The organism is Campylobacter concisus, assembly GCF_002914005.1.
In the GTDB taxonomy this organism is placed as follows: Bacteria; Campylobacterota; Campylobacteria; order Campylobacterales; family Campylobacteraceae; genus Campylobacter_A; species Campylobacter_A concisus_N.
Map to the genome: position 1 here is coordinate 13,954 of NZ_POZU01000040.1, position 15,876 is coordinate 29,829.

The 15,876-nt window shown below is 38.0% G+C and carries 13 protein-coding genes and 1 pseudogene; all 14 read right to left on the reverse strand.

Annotated features, from left to right (window positions below):
* The 14 genes and pseudogenes from CYP54_RS04610 to selA all read right to left on the reverse strand — a co-directional run bounded on the left by CYP54_RS04610 (nucleotide 1) and on the right by selA (nucleotide 15,766).
* The gene (locus CYP54_RS04610; RefSeq protein ID WP_084108991.1) at nucleotides 1-495 is read right to left on the reverse strand and encodes a TlpA family protein disulfide reductase; all 495 of its coding nucleotides are present in this window, start codon (nucleotides 493-495) and stop codon (nucleotides 1-3) included.
* The gene (locus tag CYP54_RS04615; RefSeq protein ID WP_054196145.1) at nucleotides 485-1,174 is read right to left on the reverse strand and encodes an ABC transporter ATP-binding protein; all 690 of its coding nucleotides are present in this window, start codon (nucleotides 1,172-1,174) and stop codon (nucleotides 485-487) included. Before CYP54_RS04615 ends, CYP54_RS04610 begins: the two co-directional genes overlap by 11 nt.
* A 1-nt stretch (nucleotide 1,175) precedes the next feature.
* Complete coding sequence (locus CYP54_RS04620) at nucleotides 1,176-2,318, reverse strand: ABC transporter permease (RefSeq protein ID WP_084108994.1); 1,143 nt, start codon at nucleotides 2,316-2,318, stop codon at nucleotides 1,176-1,178.
* Complete coding sequence (locus CYP54_RS04625; RefSeq protein ID WP_103604374.1) at nucleotides 2,305-3,597, reverse strand: ABC transporter permease; 1,293 nt, start codon at nucleotides 3,595-3,597, stop codon at nucleotides 2,305-2,307. Before CYP54_RS04625 ends, CYP54_RS04620 begins: the two co-directional genes overlap by 14 nt.
* Nucleotides 3,594-4,973, reverse strand: coding sequence for a Fe-S-containing protein (locus CYP54_RS04630; protein ID WP_103604375.1), 1,380 nt, complete (start codon nucleotides 4,971-4,973; stop codon nucleotides 3,594-3,596). The genes CYP54_RS04625 and CYP54_RS04630 overlap by 4 nt, the downstream gene beginning before the upstream one ends.
* Before the next feature lie 51 nt (nucleotides 4,974-5,024).
* A complete protein-coding gene (locus CYP54_RS04635; protein WP_103604376.1) occupies nucleotides 5,025-5,546 on the reverse strand; it encodes an iron transporter in 522 nt (173 codons plus the stop codon).
* A gap of 20 nt (nucleotides 5,547-5,566) precedes the next feature.
* Entirely contained in the window at nucleotides 5,567-7,510 is a 1,944-nt protein-coding gene (locus CYP54_RS04640; RefSeq protein ID WP_103604377.1) for an FTR1 family protein, read from the reverse strand.
* Nucleotides 7,511-7,778: 268 nt separating this feature from the next.
* Entirely contained in the window at nucleotides 7,779-8,339 is a 561-nt protein-coding gene (fdh3B, locus tag CYP54_RS04645) for a formate dehydrogenase FDH3 subunit beta (RefSeq protein ID WP_021090689.1), read from the reverse strand.
* 11 nt (nucleotides 8,340-8,350) lie between these two features.
* Entirely contained in the window at nucleotides 8,351-11,005 is a 2,655-nt protein-coding gene (locus CYP54_RS04650) for a formate dehydrogenase subunit alpha (protein ID WP_430732701.1), read from the reverse strand.
* Nucleotides 11,006-11,065: 60 nt separating this feature from the next.
* A pseudogene (locus CYP54_RS10275) lies at nucleotides 11,066-11,326 on the reverse strand (hypothetical protein); the annotation flags it as partial.
* Between the two features lie 11 nt (nucleotides 11,327-11,337).
* Nucleotides 11,338-11,544 carry a twin-arginine translocation signal domain-containing protein gene (locus CYP54_RS04660; RefSeq protein ID WP_087579573.1) on the reverse strand — a complete coding sequence of 69 codons (207 nt, stop codon included), beginning with the start codon at nucleotides 11,542-11,544 and terminating at the stop codon, nucleotides 11,338-11,340.
* A 285-nt stretch (nucleotides 11,545-11,829) separates the two neighbouring features.
* The gene (locus CYP54_RS04665; protein ID WP_103604380.1) at nucleotides 11,830-12,570 is read right to left on the reverse strand and encodes a thioredoxin fold domain-containing protein; all 741 of its coding nucleotides are present in this window, start codon (nucleotides 12,568-12,570) and stop codon (nucleotides 11,830-11,832) included.
* A 53-nt stretch (nucleotides 12,571-12,623) separates the two neighbouring features.
* On the reverse strand, nucleotides 12,624-14,444 hold the full coding sequence (gene selB, locus CYP54_RS04670; protein ID WP_103604381.1) for a selenocysteine-specific translation elongation factor: 1,821 nt from the start codon (nucleotides 14,442-14,444) through the stop codon (nucleotides 12,624-12,626).
* Nucleotides 14,441-15,766 (reverse strand): L-seryl-tRNA(Sec) selenium transferase, encoded by a 1,326-nt coding sequence (gene selA / locus CYP54_RS04675; RefSeq protein ID WP_103604382.1) that lies wholly within the window; start codon nucleotides 15,764-15,766, stop codon nucleotides 14,441-14,443. Before selA ends, selB begins: the two co-directional genes overlap by 4 nt.
* Nucleotides 15,767-15,876 lie beyond the last annotated feature (110 nt).

Genomic DNA, 15,876 nt, shown 5'->3' on the forward strand with positions numbered 1-15,876 from the left:
CTACAAGAGCGTTCTTATAGCACTTTCAAGTACACTTTTTGGTGTAAGACCGATAAATTTTGATCGCATCTTACCATCTTTATCAAAAAAATAGATAACTGGCACGCCCATGACGCCGCCAACTGCCTTGCTAAAGTAATCGACTGAAACCTTGTCGCTCGTCGTTTTAAAGGTGATGTTGTGCTCTTTTAAAAGCTCAATATCTTTATCAAAGCCTTTACTAGGTCCTAAAACACCAATGAATTGGACCTCTTTACCATACTCTTTTTCAAGCGTATTTAGATCAGGTATAGCGGCCTTGCATACTCCGCAGTCAGTGCCAAAGAAAAATAGCATATATGGTTTATCGCCTATCTTTAGGCGCTTTTCTGTTGGAAAAAACTGCGTATCAATGCCGCTTGAGTCATTTAGAGTGATGTGATGCTTCTCATACTGCTTGACGCAGCCCATAACTAGGGCTGAGACTAGACATAAAAATAAAATTTTATATCTCATTTGGCACCTTTGGGTTTTCAATAGTGCGAATTTTCTCTAGCTTACCGTGTCTTAGATATACGATCTTATCGCCATACTCGCCAAGATCAGGGTTGTGAGTTACTAGAAGTATCGTCTTGCCATCTTTTCTTAGCTTGCAAAATAGATCAAGTATAACTCTTTCATTTGCTTCATCAAGGTTACCAGTTGGCTCATCTGCTATTAAAATTTCAGGATCATTTATGAGCGAGCGTGCGATACAAAGACGTTGTTGCTCACCACCACTTAGCTGACTTGGTCTGTGTGTTAGCCTGTGAGAAAGACCAACTGCCTCAAGTGCCTTTTTAGCGTCCTCTTCATCAACTGAGCTGTGATAGTACTGAGCAATCATTACATTTTCAAGTGCGCTAAGATATGGCACTAAGTGAAACTGCTGAAAAATAAGACCGATCTTTTCACGTCTAAATTTAAGTGTATCATCAGCATTTAGATTGCTCGCATCATCGCCACCGAGCATATAAGTGCCACTACTTGGAGTATCCATTAGAGAAAGGATATTTACAAGCGTACTCTTACCACTACCACTTGGTCCCATGACGCTGACCCACTCACCTTTTTTAACCTCAAAATTTATATCATCAAGTGCTTTAACATCGCCAAAAATTTTACAAATATTTTTTAATTCTAGTGCATTTTGCATATCATTCTCCTCTTAGTGTATCTGCCATTTTGTTATTAAGTGCCCGTTTGATCGGATAAAATGCTGCGATCGCTGCAAATAAAAGCGATATTATCACAGCTACTGGGATGCTTAAAATTCTAAAATCAATACTAGAATCAAATATCGCATAACCTAAAATTTGAGCTAGTAAATATCCTAAAAATGCACCAACTAATGCTGAGATGAGCGCTGTCACAAATGTCTCAAAGCCAAACAGCTTTAATACATCCTTTTTGCTTGCACCTATGGCTCTTAGAAGTGCGATCTCCTTTGAGCGAGAGAGCAAGATAGCACTAAGCGTTGTGTTTACGCACATTGAAGTAATGAGCAAAATAACAAGGCTAACAAGTGCCATTAATAGCTTTATTTTCTCCAAAATATAGCCCTCAGACTTTGAGACCTTTGCCACTGGTTTTGCAGCTATTTCTTCATTACTTATAGTCTTTGCGAGCGATGTTATCTCGTCAAAGTTACCAAGCACAACAGCTTCAGCATAGTTTATTTTGCCAGCTTTATTTGAAATTTTTTGAGCCAAAGATAGTGACGTGATCAAAAGCGCATCCTCTTTGTCGCCACTTGCGACTACGCCTTTTATCTTTACATTTATGCTCTCATTTGAGCCAATGGCGCGAATTTCTATATCATCACCTGCTTTAAAGCCAGCCTGACGAGCTAGATCGACGCCTATTAGCACGTTTTTATCGTCAAAATCGACATTTATCATCGTTCCATCTCTAACATCTAAAAATGGTTTAACTTTTTTTAGATTGCTAAATTTTGTTCCCATGACGATAGCATTTGTTGGACCGATATTTGCCTGAGCAAAGAGATAACCGCTCTCACCAAGAAGCTTATCTTTTGGTACTTTAGCGATCATCTCATTGTAAGTTTTTTCACTCATATCATCGCTTGTAGCCATATCTTTTGGAGCAAAGATCATATTTGCACCATAAGTTTTTAGCTCGCGTGAGACTTTAGAGTCGATGTCTAGATAGACATTAACAAACGCAGCACACACGCATGCTCCAAGCAAGATAGAGATCACGATGACCATGACTCTTGATGAGCCGTTTTTTAAACTTTTATAAATTGTATTGTAAAAGAATTTGCTATTTGCGGTCATATAGCACCTCCGCAGGTAGTAAATTTATGACGTTTCTCATTGGCATTAGCGAGCCAACGACTGAGATAAGTAGGGCAAATGCCACGCTAATTGGTAGTACGATCCAAGCTATACCGATGCCATGTGAGAAGATAATGTAAGACATCACGTAGCTTAGTGCGTATCCTAAAAATGCTCCCGTGATACCAGCAAAAAATGCCACAACAAGGCTCTCGCTAGCAAACAAAGCATAAATTTCAAAGTTGCTTGCGCCTATGGCTTTTAAAAGGCCGATCTCTTTTTTGCGGCGGTAAATTTCACTTGTCATAAGCGATGTTATGCCGATGGCTGAAACCACAAGGGCGATGATACTAACGATACCCATTAGGCTTTGGATTTTCTTTACGATATTGCTCTCGGCATCACTTACTTGAAGGCTAGCCTTTGCGCTAACGTTTGGTAAGTTCTCTTCTATCTGAAATGCGATCGAGCCTGCGTAAGCCGAGCAGTACCATTTATCGTACTCTGCGCTATCAAGATTGTCTAAATTTCTTCTTGCTTTTAGCGATAGGTCATTTTCTGGGATCGTCATGGCTGAGACTTCAGCCTTTGTGTATGAGTTTGCATGTCCAGAGAGATCTCCAGCAAGCTTTAGTGAGCCAACTAGCTTATGCGTCTCGTCACTAGCTCCTTTTAAAATTCCAACTATTTTAACCTCTCTTGTACCATTTTTGCCCACAAGGCTAAGCTCGTCGCCAACCTTTAAATTTTTAGCCTTAGAAAGTTCTTCGCCAACTAAAATTTCATCCATACTTTCATCTTTTGGCCAAACACCCTCAACGCCCCAAAATCCATACAAGCTCTTAACGCCTGTGCTAAATTCTGGCTCATCTTTTAGACCGATATTTTTATCAAAATAGGTTCCTTCAAAAGCGAATTCAATTCCTTTTTCATCTTTAACTTTTGCTTCTAAAAACGGCGCAAAAGCAACGATATTGTTTCTCCAAAAGATCTCTTTTATCTTGTAGATATCAGCCTCTGGGAGTAAATTTTGTGATTTTAGTGGGGTGAAATTTTTACCCTCGATCTCGATGCTTAAACTCTCACCGCGCGGTAAAACAACGATATTTGAGCCATATCCTCTAAGCTCGCTTGCCACTTGATCGCCAATTTTTAGCGTGATATTTAGCATGCAAGCTATCAAAAGAGCAGCTAGCAAGATGGTGATAAACGCCATCGTCTTTTGCACCTTTGAGCCAGTGATCGAGCTTTTTATCATTCTTAGTTGCATATTTTTCATTTTAACGTTCCATTTGTTTCTACATATTTTTCTGGATTTGCTTCAAATTTCGCCTGAGTTTCGTTGTTCTCAAAGAAATATGTGCGTCCGTAGTATAAATATGATCTTGAATCAAGATTGCTCACCTTTTTGTGGCTTACAGGGTCAAGTACCATCTTTTCGACGACCTTGCTAAAGTAGTTTGCCCCTGCGACGATCGTTTTATAATCAACTATGATGTTTTTACCATCGAAGGTAAATGCCATAGGGATCGGGTTACAACCACCCTCTTTACCAACTGATGGCAAGAAAATTCTAACATTACAAGAGATACAAATAAGGTCATTACCTTTTTTTATGTAGCCCATATCACCGCAGATCATACACGAGTCAAAGACGATGACAGGAGATGGGCGGTCGCTAAAGCGGTTTAGCAAGAAAAATCTTATCTGTTTGCCCTCATCTGTGATGTAGGCAAATCTGTGAAGTTCGTTATCTTTTAACATATCAACATCAAATATAAATTTATCTCCCACTGGCTCAACCAAGACTGGCTCTGAAATTTGAGGTGGGCGAGATGCGTAAAGATCAAAATAAAGTGAAAATCCAAGCGCTATTAAAACGCTACAAAATGCAAATTTTGCATTGTCAAAGACATTTTCTCTAATAGCTTTTGTAAAGCGGTATTTGATAGAGCCAAACGTGCTCTTATCGATACTTTTTGGTATAAAGCAAAGTGCGATGATGCATAAAAGTAGGATCACTACTATGTAAAAATAGGCACTAAATTCTGTGACGTAGATGCCTTTTGCGCTGATAGATAAAATTTGAGAATTTAGCTCGCTACTTATCTTTAAAGCGCCTGCACGTAAAAGCTCAAGTGCAGTTTGTGAGCTTCTATCAACTAGCAAAAATACTAATGTGATAAGAGCTAAAATTTTAGCTATTGATGATGGGATGCTTGCTTTTAAATTTGAAATGAAGAAAAATAAAAATAGTATCAAGATCATCGCAAAGATCATCAAAAAGAAGCTTATGACTGAAAGCGTGTCAAGCAGTTCGCCACCAAATAACGGGAACAAAGCGCTACTTGAGCTATAGCCAAAGCCAAAGCCGATGCCTAAAATAAAAAATGTTACGATTTTTGCTATCTTAAGCTCGAAAAATATCCATAAAATGCTAATGAATAGAAAAACCAGTGTCACAGAATCTATGAAAATTTTAAACTGGTCATCAACAAGCGCATGACGAGCAGCTTTAAAGATAAGCACACCAGCAACAACGCCAAGAAATGACGGTAAAAAGATCGTTTTTAAACTTTTGCCATTGTTATTTAAGGCAGCAAAAAGCGTAAATCCAAGGAGGGCTAAAAAGACCTGATAGAAGTAAATTGACATAACTAAACCCTATGAGAATTTTTAAAAAGGGGCGAGAACGCCCCAAAGCGATTATTTAACAGGACCACCTGTCCATTGAAATTTATAAGTTGTTGTGAAAGGCTCAAACCATTTACCAACACCAGTCTCTTTGTCAGCGTGGCGACCAAAGCCTTGTTTTTCTGGATTGTCGATGTGGAATTTAAGCTCATAGTTACCAACACCTGTATCCATTTTTACGTTAGCGCCGTAGTGTGGGCCATCGCTTGCAACCATTGGCATAAATGTACCTTTTTTAGTTTTACCATTATCAAGGTTTTTTAGCTCATAGTTGATCTTTAGGTATGGGATCCACTCGCCTTCGCCAAAGCCGTTTTTGTTGCCTTTTACAGCGTGGATGTCAGCTTCTAGGTGAAGGTCAGCCAAGCTTGGAGCTAGATCAACGCCTTTTGGCTCCATGTCGATTGGCTCAAGATAAACAGCAGCTATCTCCATACCATTAGCCTCTATAGGCTCGCCGATTGGGTGCTCTCCAGCAAGTGCAAAACCAGCTGCTAGACTAAGTGCTAGAGCTGAACTAAGAATTTTATTCATTTCCTCTCCTTTAAATAAGATTAGTTTTTATTTTGTTTTGATTTCATGATAACGATGCCGATAATTAGGGCAAGCACCATAATGATTTGAGGCACTAAACTCTCGTAATATGGCATAAGTCCTAGCCAGTCTCTCATCCAGTCAGGAAAATTTAGTCCTTTTATGATAGTTGGGATGAAAATTTTGCCCTCAACTAGCTCGCCAACGCCCTTGCCAACAAAGACGATCGACATGTAAAAGATGATCGCTGATGTAAATATAAAAAATGGCTTAATAGGAATTTTAATAGCGAAAATTTTAAATAAGAAATAGACTATTAAAAGAACGATAAGACCTACAACAAAGCCAGCTGCGATCATTGAGTAGCCAGCTGAGTCTTTTGCGTCAAAGATAAGCGCTTGATAAAATAGCACTGTCTCAGCGCCCTCTCTAAATACCGCTAAAAATACAGTCCACCAAAGCATCCTGCTTGAGCCACTTGAGATAGACTCAGATAAGTGAGATTTGATGTAGTCGTTCCATTTTTTAGCGCCAGCATTTGAAAGAAGCCAGAAGCCAACATAAAATAGAAGTCCCACAGCAACAAGCATCGTGATGCCTTCCATAAGCTCTCTTTTTTGACCTGCTGCCTCGCCAAAGATGACATTCATTATCCAAGCCATGACAAAGCTTAAGATGACAGCCACGCCAACTGAGCTATATACGACCTTGCCCATAGATTTTGCATTGCCAGTTTTTACAAGATATGCAACGACGGCTGCAACGATGATAAGAGCTTCAAAACCCTCTCTTAAGATGATAGTTAGTGCCCAGATAAATAGTGTCCAAGGTGAGCTTGAACCGCTAGTTTTCTCAAGTGCGGCTGCTAGCTGAGATGACATCTTGCTTGCACTCTCTTCAAGTGTTTTTTCGTCTGCACCTGATTTCATAAGGGCTACAAGGTTACCAAATGTAGCTTCAATAGCTGTTTTTAAATTTACATCTATCGCACCTACTTTGTTCTCCATGCCGCTACCTTCAAACTCATCAAAGTAGATGTCTTGGATATCGCCCATAGCTTTGGCACTATTGCCACCTTTGTAAAGCGCGATGGCTGCTTGAATTTTGTCATTTATGTTTTTAACAGTTTGAGTGTAGTCTGTGCCACTATCTTCGCTGCTATCGCTAGATGCTGCACTGCTCATATCAACTTTTGCTAGTTTTACTGTTTCAGCTGGGAGTTTTGCAACGGCATCATAAGCTAGTTTTTTGATCTCTTCTAGCTTTACTTTAAAGTCATCTTTGCTTATGCCATTTGTGATGCCACTGATCGCTTCACCCATCTTTCTTTGGATGTCAGCATCTATGCTTTTGCCATTTTCTATATATTGGCGAACGGCGATTTCAAGTTGAGTGTTTCTATAATCATTAAATTTAGCATCTTGGATAGAATTTTTAGCATCATCTTGTTTATCACTCTCATAGCTTGATATAGCTTTATCTAGAGTAGCTGATAAATTTTCAAATGCCACCTTCCATTCAGGGATAAATTTAGAAGTGTCATAGCCACTTGCAGCAGCTTGTGCTGGGGTGTCTGAGTACTCACCAACTAGTCTATGTCCTTTTAAGATAACTGGTAGAACTTCAGCGATCTCGCTATTTATCTGATCTATTCTTTTTTGCACATCATCTGGCGCTTCGCCTGCTTTTATCGCCTTTCTGATCTCGCCAAACTGCTTCTCCATTGAGTAAGCTTTTTTCTGACCTAAATTTATTCTGATGCCAGCTTCGACATCTTCAAATAAGCCAAAATAAGCATTTTGAGTATCACTGACCGCTTGTTCAACATTGCCAGCTCTATACTCTGTTATTACTTTTTGTAGCGACTCTTTTATCTGAGCTGCGACTTGTGTGTAGTCGTCATTTTTTGCTATAAGCCAAATAGGCAACAACATAATTAGCATAAATTTTAAGAATTTATTCATTAAATAAACCACCTGTGAGATTTTTTGAGACGAATATTATCAAGGCTTTACTTTGATTAAAATAAAAACGATTATCATAAAATAGAGCAAATTGAGATAATAAAGAGAAATTTGTCTTCAAATAGCCAATTTTAAATAGTTTTAGAAATTTTCTAATGTAAATTTAAAATTTATCTTTTGAATAAAAAATAGTAGCTTTATAAAATAATGAAAAGGTTTTTAAGTTTAAAATTTAGAATTTAAAGGAGAGCAAATGCTCTCCTTCTTGTTAGGCATTTAGCCCAGTATTTCTTAGCATAACGCGTTTGCGATATACGTTTGATACTTCAGCCGCATCTCCAACTAAAAGTGCATTTGTAGCACAAACAGCCGCACACATAGGCACTTTTCCTTCGGCCATTCTATTTTGACCGTAAAGTTCTCTCTCCTCGTGTGAGTTTGTTGGCTCTGGACCGCCTGCACACATTGTACATTTGTCCATTACACCTTTTACACCAAATGCTCCATCTTTAGGGAACTGTGGAGCACCAAACGGACAAGCATATAAGCAGTAACCACAGCCTATGCATATATTTTTATCGTGAAGCACGATGCCATCAGCTCTAATGTAGAAACAATCAACCGGGCAAACTTGCTCACAAGGTGCATCAGTACAGTGTTGGCATGCAATGGTAGTTGAAACCTCTTTACCCTCGATACCATCGTGAAGTGTAATGACCTTTCTTCTATAAATTCCCACTGGAAGTTCATGAGCAGAAGAGCAAGCAACTTGGCAACCATAACAACTAATACATCTATCAGTATCTACGAAAAATTTCATTCTTGCCATTTTATTCCTCCTTACTCTTTACCCATGGCGTCTCTCTCGCCATATTCATGGAAAAACGATGTTTTAAATGTATTTTCCTCAGCTTTTTCTATACGGCAAAGACCTGCGTTAAACTCTGAAATTTGAGTAACTGGGTCAAATCCGTAGTTAGTAACTGTGTTAAAGCTCTCGCCGATAACATAAGGCTTAGTGCCCTCTGGATAGCGAGCTGAAAGATCAACGCCTTGCATAATACCAGCGAAGTTGTATGGCATACAAATTCTATCTGGAGTTACCATATGGCTGTGATAGCATCTTACTTTGATCTTTGTGCCTTGTGGGCTGTGAATCCACATCATATCGCGGTCTTTTATGCCGTATTTTAAAGCTAGCTCTGGATTAACATTAGCAAACATTTCTGGCGTAATAGCTGATAGATATTTACTAGTTCTTTCGATCATACCAGCACCACTTAGGTTTACGACGCGTTGCGTACTAAATACGATAGGGAATTCTTTCGACCAATCTTTTGCTTGTTGCTCTGACTTAAACTTAGTAGAAACACGGAAATTTCTAGCTTGATCATCAAATGTCGGATACTTTTGAACAAGATCCCAGCGTGGTGAGTGAATAGGCTCTCTATGTTTTGGAATAGGATCGAGGAATTCCCAAACGATAGCTCTCGCCCTTGCATTACCATAAGGCACAACACCTTTTTCACGGCATTTTTCAAAGATAATACCACTATAATCCATGCTCCAGCTTGGTCCCATCTTAGCTTTCTCTTCTTCAGTTAGAGTTATGCCTAAGACTTTTTCTATATTCTCTTTTGTGATTTGTGGATAGCCACCTTTTATAGCTGAGCCAACAAGTGTTGTCTCTTCGCTAGCTAGCTGACTAACGCCATTATGTTCGAGTCCAAAGCGATTTCTAAAGCCTGAACCACCTTCAACATAAGGTTTGCTCATATCATATAGTATTGGAGTTCCAGGGTGTTTTTCATCCCATGCTGGCCATGGTTTACCGTAGTATTCGCCTTTGACTTCACCGCCAATACCTATTAGCGTATCTGGGTCAAATTTATCCCAGTTTGCTTGATGTCGTCTAAACATCTCGGCTGTTCTACCACCATAACCTATAGAATTTCCAATTCTTGCTATCTCATTTGTCGCATCATCAGGCCATACAAAATCATCTTTTACTTGTTTTATTTCATGATCTACGATACCCATTTTCATGCCTCTTACGTATTCATCGTAAAAGCCAAATTTCTTAGCAAACAAGAACATCACTTCGTGATCGCCCTTGCTCTCATAAAGTGGATCAACAACTTTTGTTCTCCATTGTCCTGAGCGGTTTGTAGCACTTAAGTGACCTTCATTTTCAAATGCAGTCGCTACTGGCAAGATATAAACGCCATCTTTTCTATCTGAAAGGATAGAAATTTCATTTACAAATGGCTCAGCTACAACGATCATATCTAGTTTTGAAGCCGCTTCTTGAATTTTAGCTAAGTGTGCCATAGATGTTAGACCAGTTCCTTGAACCCAAAGAACTCTTAATGCACCACTACTAAATGTATTCTCCTCTTTCAAGACGCCTTGCCACCATTTTGAAAGTGACCAGCCTTTTTCGTTTCTCCAGTTTCTATCTTCTGGATGTTTAGGATCGTGGTAATAATACTCTTCAAAGACTGTATTTTTAACAGGAGTACCGCCTTGCTTTGGCTCTTTTGTTGAGACTGCAAAGCGTTTAATAAATTCGTCATAATCAACGCCCCAGCCTTTGCAGTAATATTTCCATGCAGCATCAGTTAAGCCATAATACATTGGCAAGCTATCTGAAAGGTTACACATATCAGTTGAACCTTGAACATTGTCGTGACCACGAATGATATTACAGCCACCGCCTGCTTTACCCATATTTCCTAGAATTAGTTGAAGGATAGGTAAAATTCTTGTATTTGATGTACCAACTGAGTGTTGAGTAATGCCAAGTGCCCAAACAACAGTACCCGGTTTTGTATGAGCTAGGATATCTGCAGCTTTTAGTAGCTTATCAACTGGTACTCCAGTAACATCAGATGTAACCTCTGGTGTCCAGTGCTCAGCCTCTTTTCTTATCTCATCAATACCATAAGTTCTATTTTCTATAAATTCTTTATCTTCCCAGCCATTTTTAAGAATGATATGAATAAGACCATAAACAAGTGCGATATCAGTTCCTGATCTTTGTCTCAAATAAAGATCAGCATGTGCAGCTGTCTTTGTAAAATTTGGATCAGCTACAATTACTTTTGCATTGTTTCTATCTTTTGCTTGTAAAGTGTGCTTCATGCCACCAACTGGGTTTGCCACAGCTGGGTTTGCTCCAATGATAAATATACATTTTGAGTTTGCAGCCATATCTCCAAAGTGGTTTGTCATCGCGCCATAACCCCAAGTATTCGCCACACCGGCGACTGTTGCGCTATGTCAAATTCTTGCTACGTGATCATTACTGTTTGTACCCCAAAATGCACAAAATTTTCTAAAGTAGTAAGACTGTTCGTTGTTAAATTTAGCCGATCCTAAGAAAACAACACTATCAGGGCCATCTTCTTTACGGATCTGAAGCATCTTATCACCGATCTCATTTACAGCTTGATCCCATGAAATTCTTTGCCATTTACCATCAACTTTTTTCATAGGATATTTAATGCGTTGTTTGCTATGTGTAAGATCGATCTGATCGATACCTTTTGAACAGTGTGAGCCCTGAGATATTGGGTGGTACATTGCCATATCTTGGCGGATCCAAACACCATCTTTTACCTCAGCCTCGATACCACAGCCTGCTGAACAAATAGAACAAATAGTCCTAACCTTTTTTGAGCCAGGAAAAGGATCTTTTATCTCTTCCGCACTCGCCTCTCTTATCGTATCATTTTTCCCAAAAGCCATTGTGGTGCCAGCACCAAGTGCTGCTAGCTTTAAAAATGAACGTCTCCCTATACGTGCATCACTCATGGTTTTCTCCCTTAATAAGCGATTTTATAGTAGGTTTCCCAGTTCTTGCTTTTTTTATAAAGCACCTCTTTTTTGTTAGACTTACCTACGACGACGCCATTGCCATCAGGAGCTAAGTCATCACTAGTTGTTTTTGCTATTGCAGAAACTGCGAGTATTCCGCCAGCAGTACCAACTTTTAGAGATTTCTTTAAAAAATCTCTTCTTGATCCTTGCATTTTTTCTCCTTGCCTCTCAAATCTTAAAAATTTGAGAAATTTGGTTCCATGATATGTAAAATTTGCATATTTAGAGATACTAAAATATTGCAAATAGTCTATTTCAGGGCTTTTAGAGCCTAGAATTAAACTATGTAAATTTAGCATATTTATAAAATAATAAAAGTAAATATATAATATTAATTATATTTATTAAGTATTTATTAAAAATATAGTTAAATGTATTTTAAAATTTAAGAATTTTTATTAAAAGAAGAAATTCTAGGGAGAGCTCCCTAGAAAAGATTATTTTAGATCACTTTTGTTTATGATAAATGGCACTGATCTAACGCCAGCTGAGAAATATTTTTTACGTAAAGTATCGATCTTGTCGCTCTCTTCTTTGCTAACATTTTTTTCATCTACGTTATAATCTTCAGAGAAATACTTTCTTAAAATTTTAACCTTATCGCTATCACTTTTTGCATTTTTTATATCCTTATAGATCAAAGCACTTTTTTGCAAAGATGATAGTTCATGCACTGGAGTTAGGATGATTTCAACGTTATTGTCTTTTAATGTCGTTTCGATCTTTGCTAGCTCGGCTCTACAATATGGGCATTCAGGATCTGAAAACATGATAAGAGTTGGCTTTTTGCTATCATTGCCAAGAGTTACAATATTTGTCTTGTCTTCATTTTTATAAATTTTAGCTAGTGATTTTACTAAATCAAGTGCTGCTTTTTCTGCGATTACCTTTTTTTCTTCAGCTAAATAAGACTTTTGCTCCTTTAAATTTACAACATCAGGAAACATAAGATCGCCCTTAACAAAAGTCACATCTTCTTGAGACATATCTCCTTTGCTAAATTTTAAGCTTACTTTTTCTATATCATCTAAAATTTTAGTGCGTTCTACAACTTTTACATTAACACCATCGATATTTTGATTTTTAAAAACTTCTGAGTAAAAATCTTCTATTTGCTTATCGCTTGCTGCCATTAGGCTAGTTGCCGCTAATATTGAGGCCAAAACCACTTTTTTCATTTTTTTCCTTTTTAAAAATTTGGCGGATTATATTTGCTTTTTGTAAATGAATACTAACCACGAAAGACTCTATCATTTCCTTGCTTCATTATGTCACTCTCAAGGTCAAGTTGCTCAAGATAAGCGATTACATATTTTCTACTTAAATTTAGTGCATCCTTGGCGTTTGTAACATTTACAAAGCCTTGATTTTTGATGATCTCTCTTAGCTTATTAAGTGCCATTTTTAGCGAATTTCTAGTGATAAAAAGATTATGCTCCAGCCTTACAACTCTGCCCATTGCAGTTAGTTTTTTAAGTGCATTATCACCACTTAGCCTATCTATTTCCAGCTCATCATATATATTATAAGGCGCCGTTGGGGCTAGCTTGCCACTTTCTAAAATTTCATAAATTTTCTCTTCAAGCCTTACTTTTAGTTTGCTTATATCAACGCCCTTTTTTGTATAGACGCCATCATTTTTAGAGATTAAGTTTATACTTTCAAGCTCATCAAGTGCTTTTTGAGCTAAATTTTGACTAGCCCAAGCAAGCTTTAGGCTTATACTTTGAGCTGAGAAAACGGCAAATTCATTTTTTTCTATCATAAATTTAACCACAGACTTTATCCGCTCAACCGCGCTTAGATCGTAGATATTTAAAGCCTTTTCATCGACAAAGACGTTTGAGACTTTTTTAGCCACATTTACGGCCTCTTCGTGACTTAGTCCAAACCTTTGATAAGAAGAGATTATGCCAAAGCCATTTTTGTGGGCTTCTTTAAGTATAGAAAATGCTCCAATGAAATCATGCTTTAAAAGTGCAGCTAAAAAGAGAATTTTGCCAGCCTTTTTTAGTGGCTCAAGCACAGGATTTAGCACTCTGCCACCGCCTATCACGCGTGCATCTGAGATAAGCACAAATGCCTCGTCAAATTTCAAAAACATATCGCTTTGAAATTTAAAGGTAACAAAGTAGCTATCATCTTTTTGGCTAAGGATTAGCACCTTTGCAGGCACATTTTTAGCTCCTACGCAAAAGGTTACGCTTTGCGAGTGGATGAGATTCTTAGCAGTTACGACCGCATCAACCTCTCTAAATCCCCTAAAATAGCCTTTTTTACTAAGCAACTGCCCCTTTTTTAGCTCATTAAGCTCAATGCCAGTTAGATTTAGCGCCACACGGCTGCTAACCCCAGCGTGCTCTACAAATTTATCATGGCTTTGCACGCTTCTTACTAGCACCTCTTTACCAGCGTCGTAGTCAAAAAGCTTCTCATTTTTACTAACGCTTCCCTCTATCACGGTGCCAGTCACGACATTTCCGATACCTTTTAGGCTAAAAACCCTATCGATGTAGTATCTAAAAACGCCCTCCTCATCGCGCTTTTTAGCTCTTAGCGTAAAGAGATAGTTTCTAAGCTCGTCAATGCTTGCCTTATCCTTTATACTAACGGCAAAAATTTCTAAAATTTGCAGGTTTTTAAATTTAGAAATTTCATCTCTTATCTCTTTTTTTCTTAAATTTATAGTCGTTTCATCTACGAGGTCACACTTTGTAAGTGCCACGATCAAAGACTTCACACCAAGAAGATTTAAAATTTCAAGGTGCTCCAAGCTTTGAGGCATAAGTCCGTCATTTGCCGCCACCACAAATAAGCACGCATCAAAGCCATATGCACCGCTTATCATCGTTTTTATGAGATTTTCATGCCCAGGCACATCGATAAAGGCGATATTTTCATCATTTTTACTTAAATTTGAAAAGCTTAGATCGATCGTTATGCCACGCTTTTTCTCCTCTTCGAGATTGTCCCCCTCAAAGCCATTTAACTCCTTTATAAGCGCGGTTTTTCCGTGGTCGATATGCCCTGCTGTTCCTATTATTAGACTCATTTTTCTTCCGTTTCATTTATTATTTTTATTAGTTCATTTACATCGTCATCTAAAAGCGTTCTTAAATCAAGTAAAAATTTATCATTTTCTATGCGGCCGATCACCTTTTTTTGCCTAAATTTTTGCTCATTTAAAACTGCATCTCCACTAACAGCCAAAGCCACGCTTGGAATTTTTTTATTTGGCATCGCACCACCTCCTACAAAGGTTTGTGTGTGCACTATCTCAAGCGGAGTTTTTAGATTTTTATTTATAAAATTTGCTAAGTTTTCAAGCTCTTTTATGCTTTTGTGAAGCAGTTTTTGCGTTGTGATTAGCTCAAATTCTTTATTTAAATAAGCTTTCATACTCTCAGTCAAAAGCGAGATGATCACTTTATCAACACGAAGCATTCTTAAAAGCTGGTTTTTTCTAAGTTTTGCGATGAGCTCTTTTTTGCCAACAATGATGCCGCACTGCACCGCACCAAGCAGCTTATCGCCACTAAAGCTAACTAGCGAAACATCTTTTAAATTTTTTAGATCTGGCTCATTTTTGTCTAAGTTAAATGGCAAATTTCCGTAAAATCCACTGCCAAGATCAAAATAATCTATCAAATTTTGCTCACACGCCAATTTGCTTAGTTCATTTGCTGTAACCTCTTCGCTAAAGCCCACGATGTCAAAATTTGAGCGATGAACCTTTACAAGCATCGCCGTATTTTCACTAATTGCCTCTTCGTAGTCTTTTAGCTTAGTTTTGTTTGTCGTGCCAACCTCTTTCAAAAAGCAGCCCGCATTTGCCATAACTTCTGGCACTCTAAAACTACCGCCAATCTCGACTAGCTCGCCTCTGCTAACGACGACTTCTCTGCCTTTCGCAAAGGTATTTAGCACCAAAAATACAGCGCTTGCGTTATTATTTACAACGATAGCGTCTTCAAAACCAAATGCTCTTGCGATCATCTCACCGATATAGTCGTATCTATTGCCACGACTGCCTGTTTTTAAATTATATTCAAGGTTTGAATATCCTGTGATTACCGGTGTTGCACGGCTTAAAATTTCTTTATCGATGACGCTTCTAGCAAGGTTTGTGTGAATGGTTACACCGGTTAAATTTAGCACTCTTTGAAGGCTTGATTCATTAAATTTATGATATTCGTTTAGGATTAAATCTATTATTTCTTGCAACGCAAAATTTGCATTTTCATTTAAAATTTTAGCTCTAACTTCATTTAAAATTTGCCTCGCAAGCAATGTGACTAAATTTATATCAAATCCTGAAAATGCTTCGTTTTTTATGATCTTATCAACTTGTGGGATATCTCTTAAATCGCTCAATTCGTGCTCCTAGTAAGTTAGTTTTACCAAGCCGTGATTTTAACATAAAAAATATTATAAATTAAACCTTAGAGCAAAAAGGAACATATAAAATTCAGAGTCCATTAATC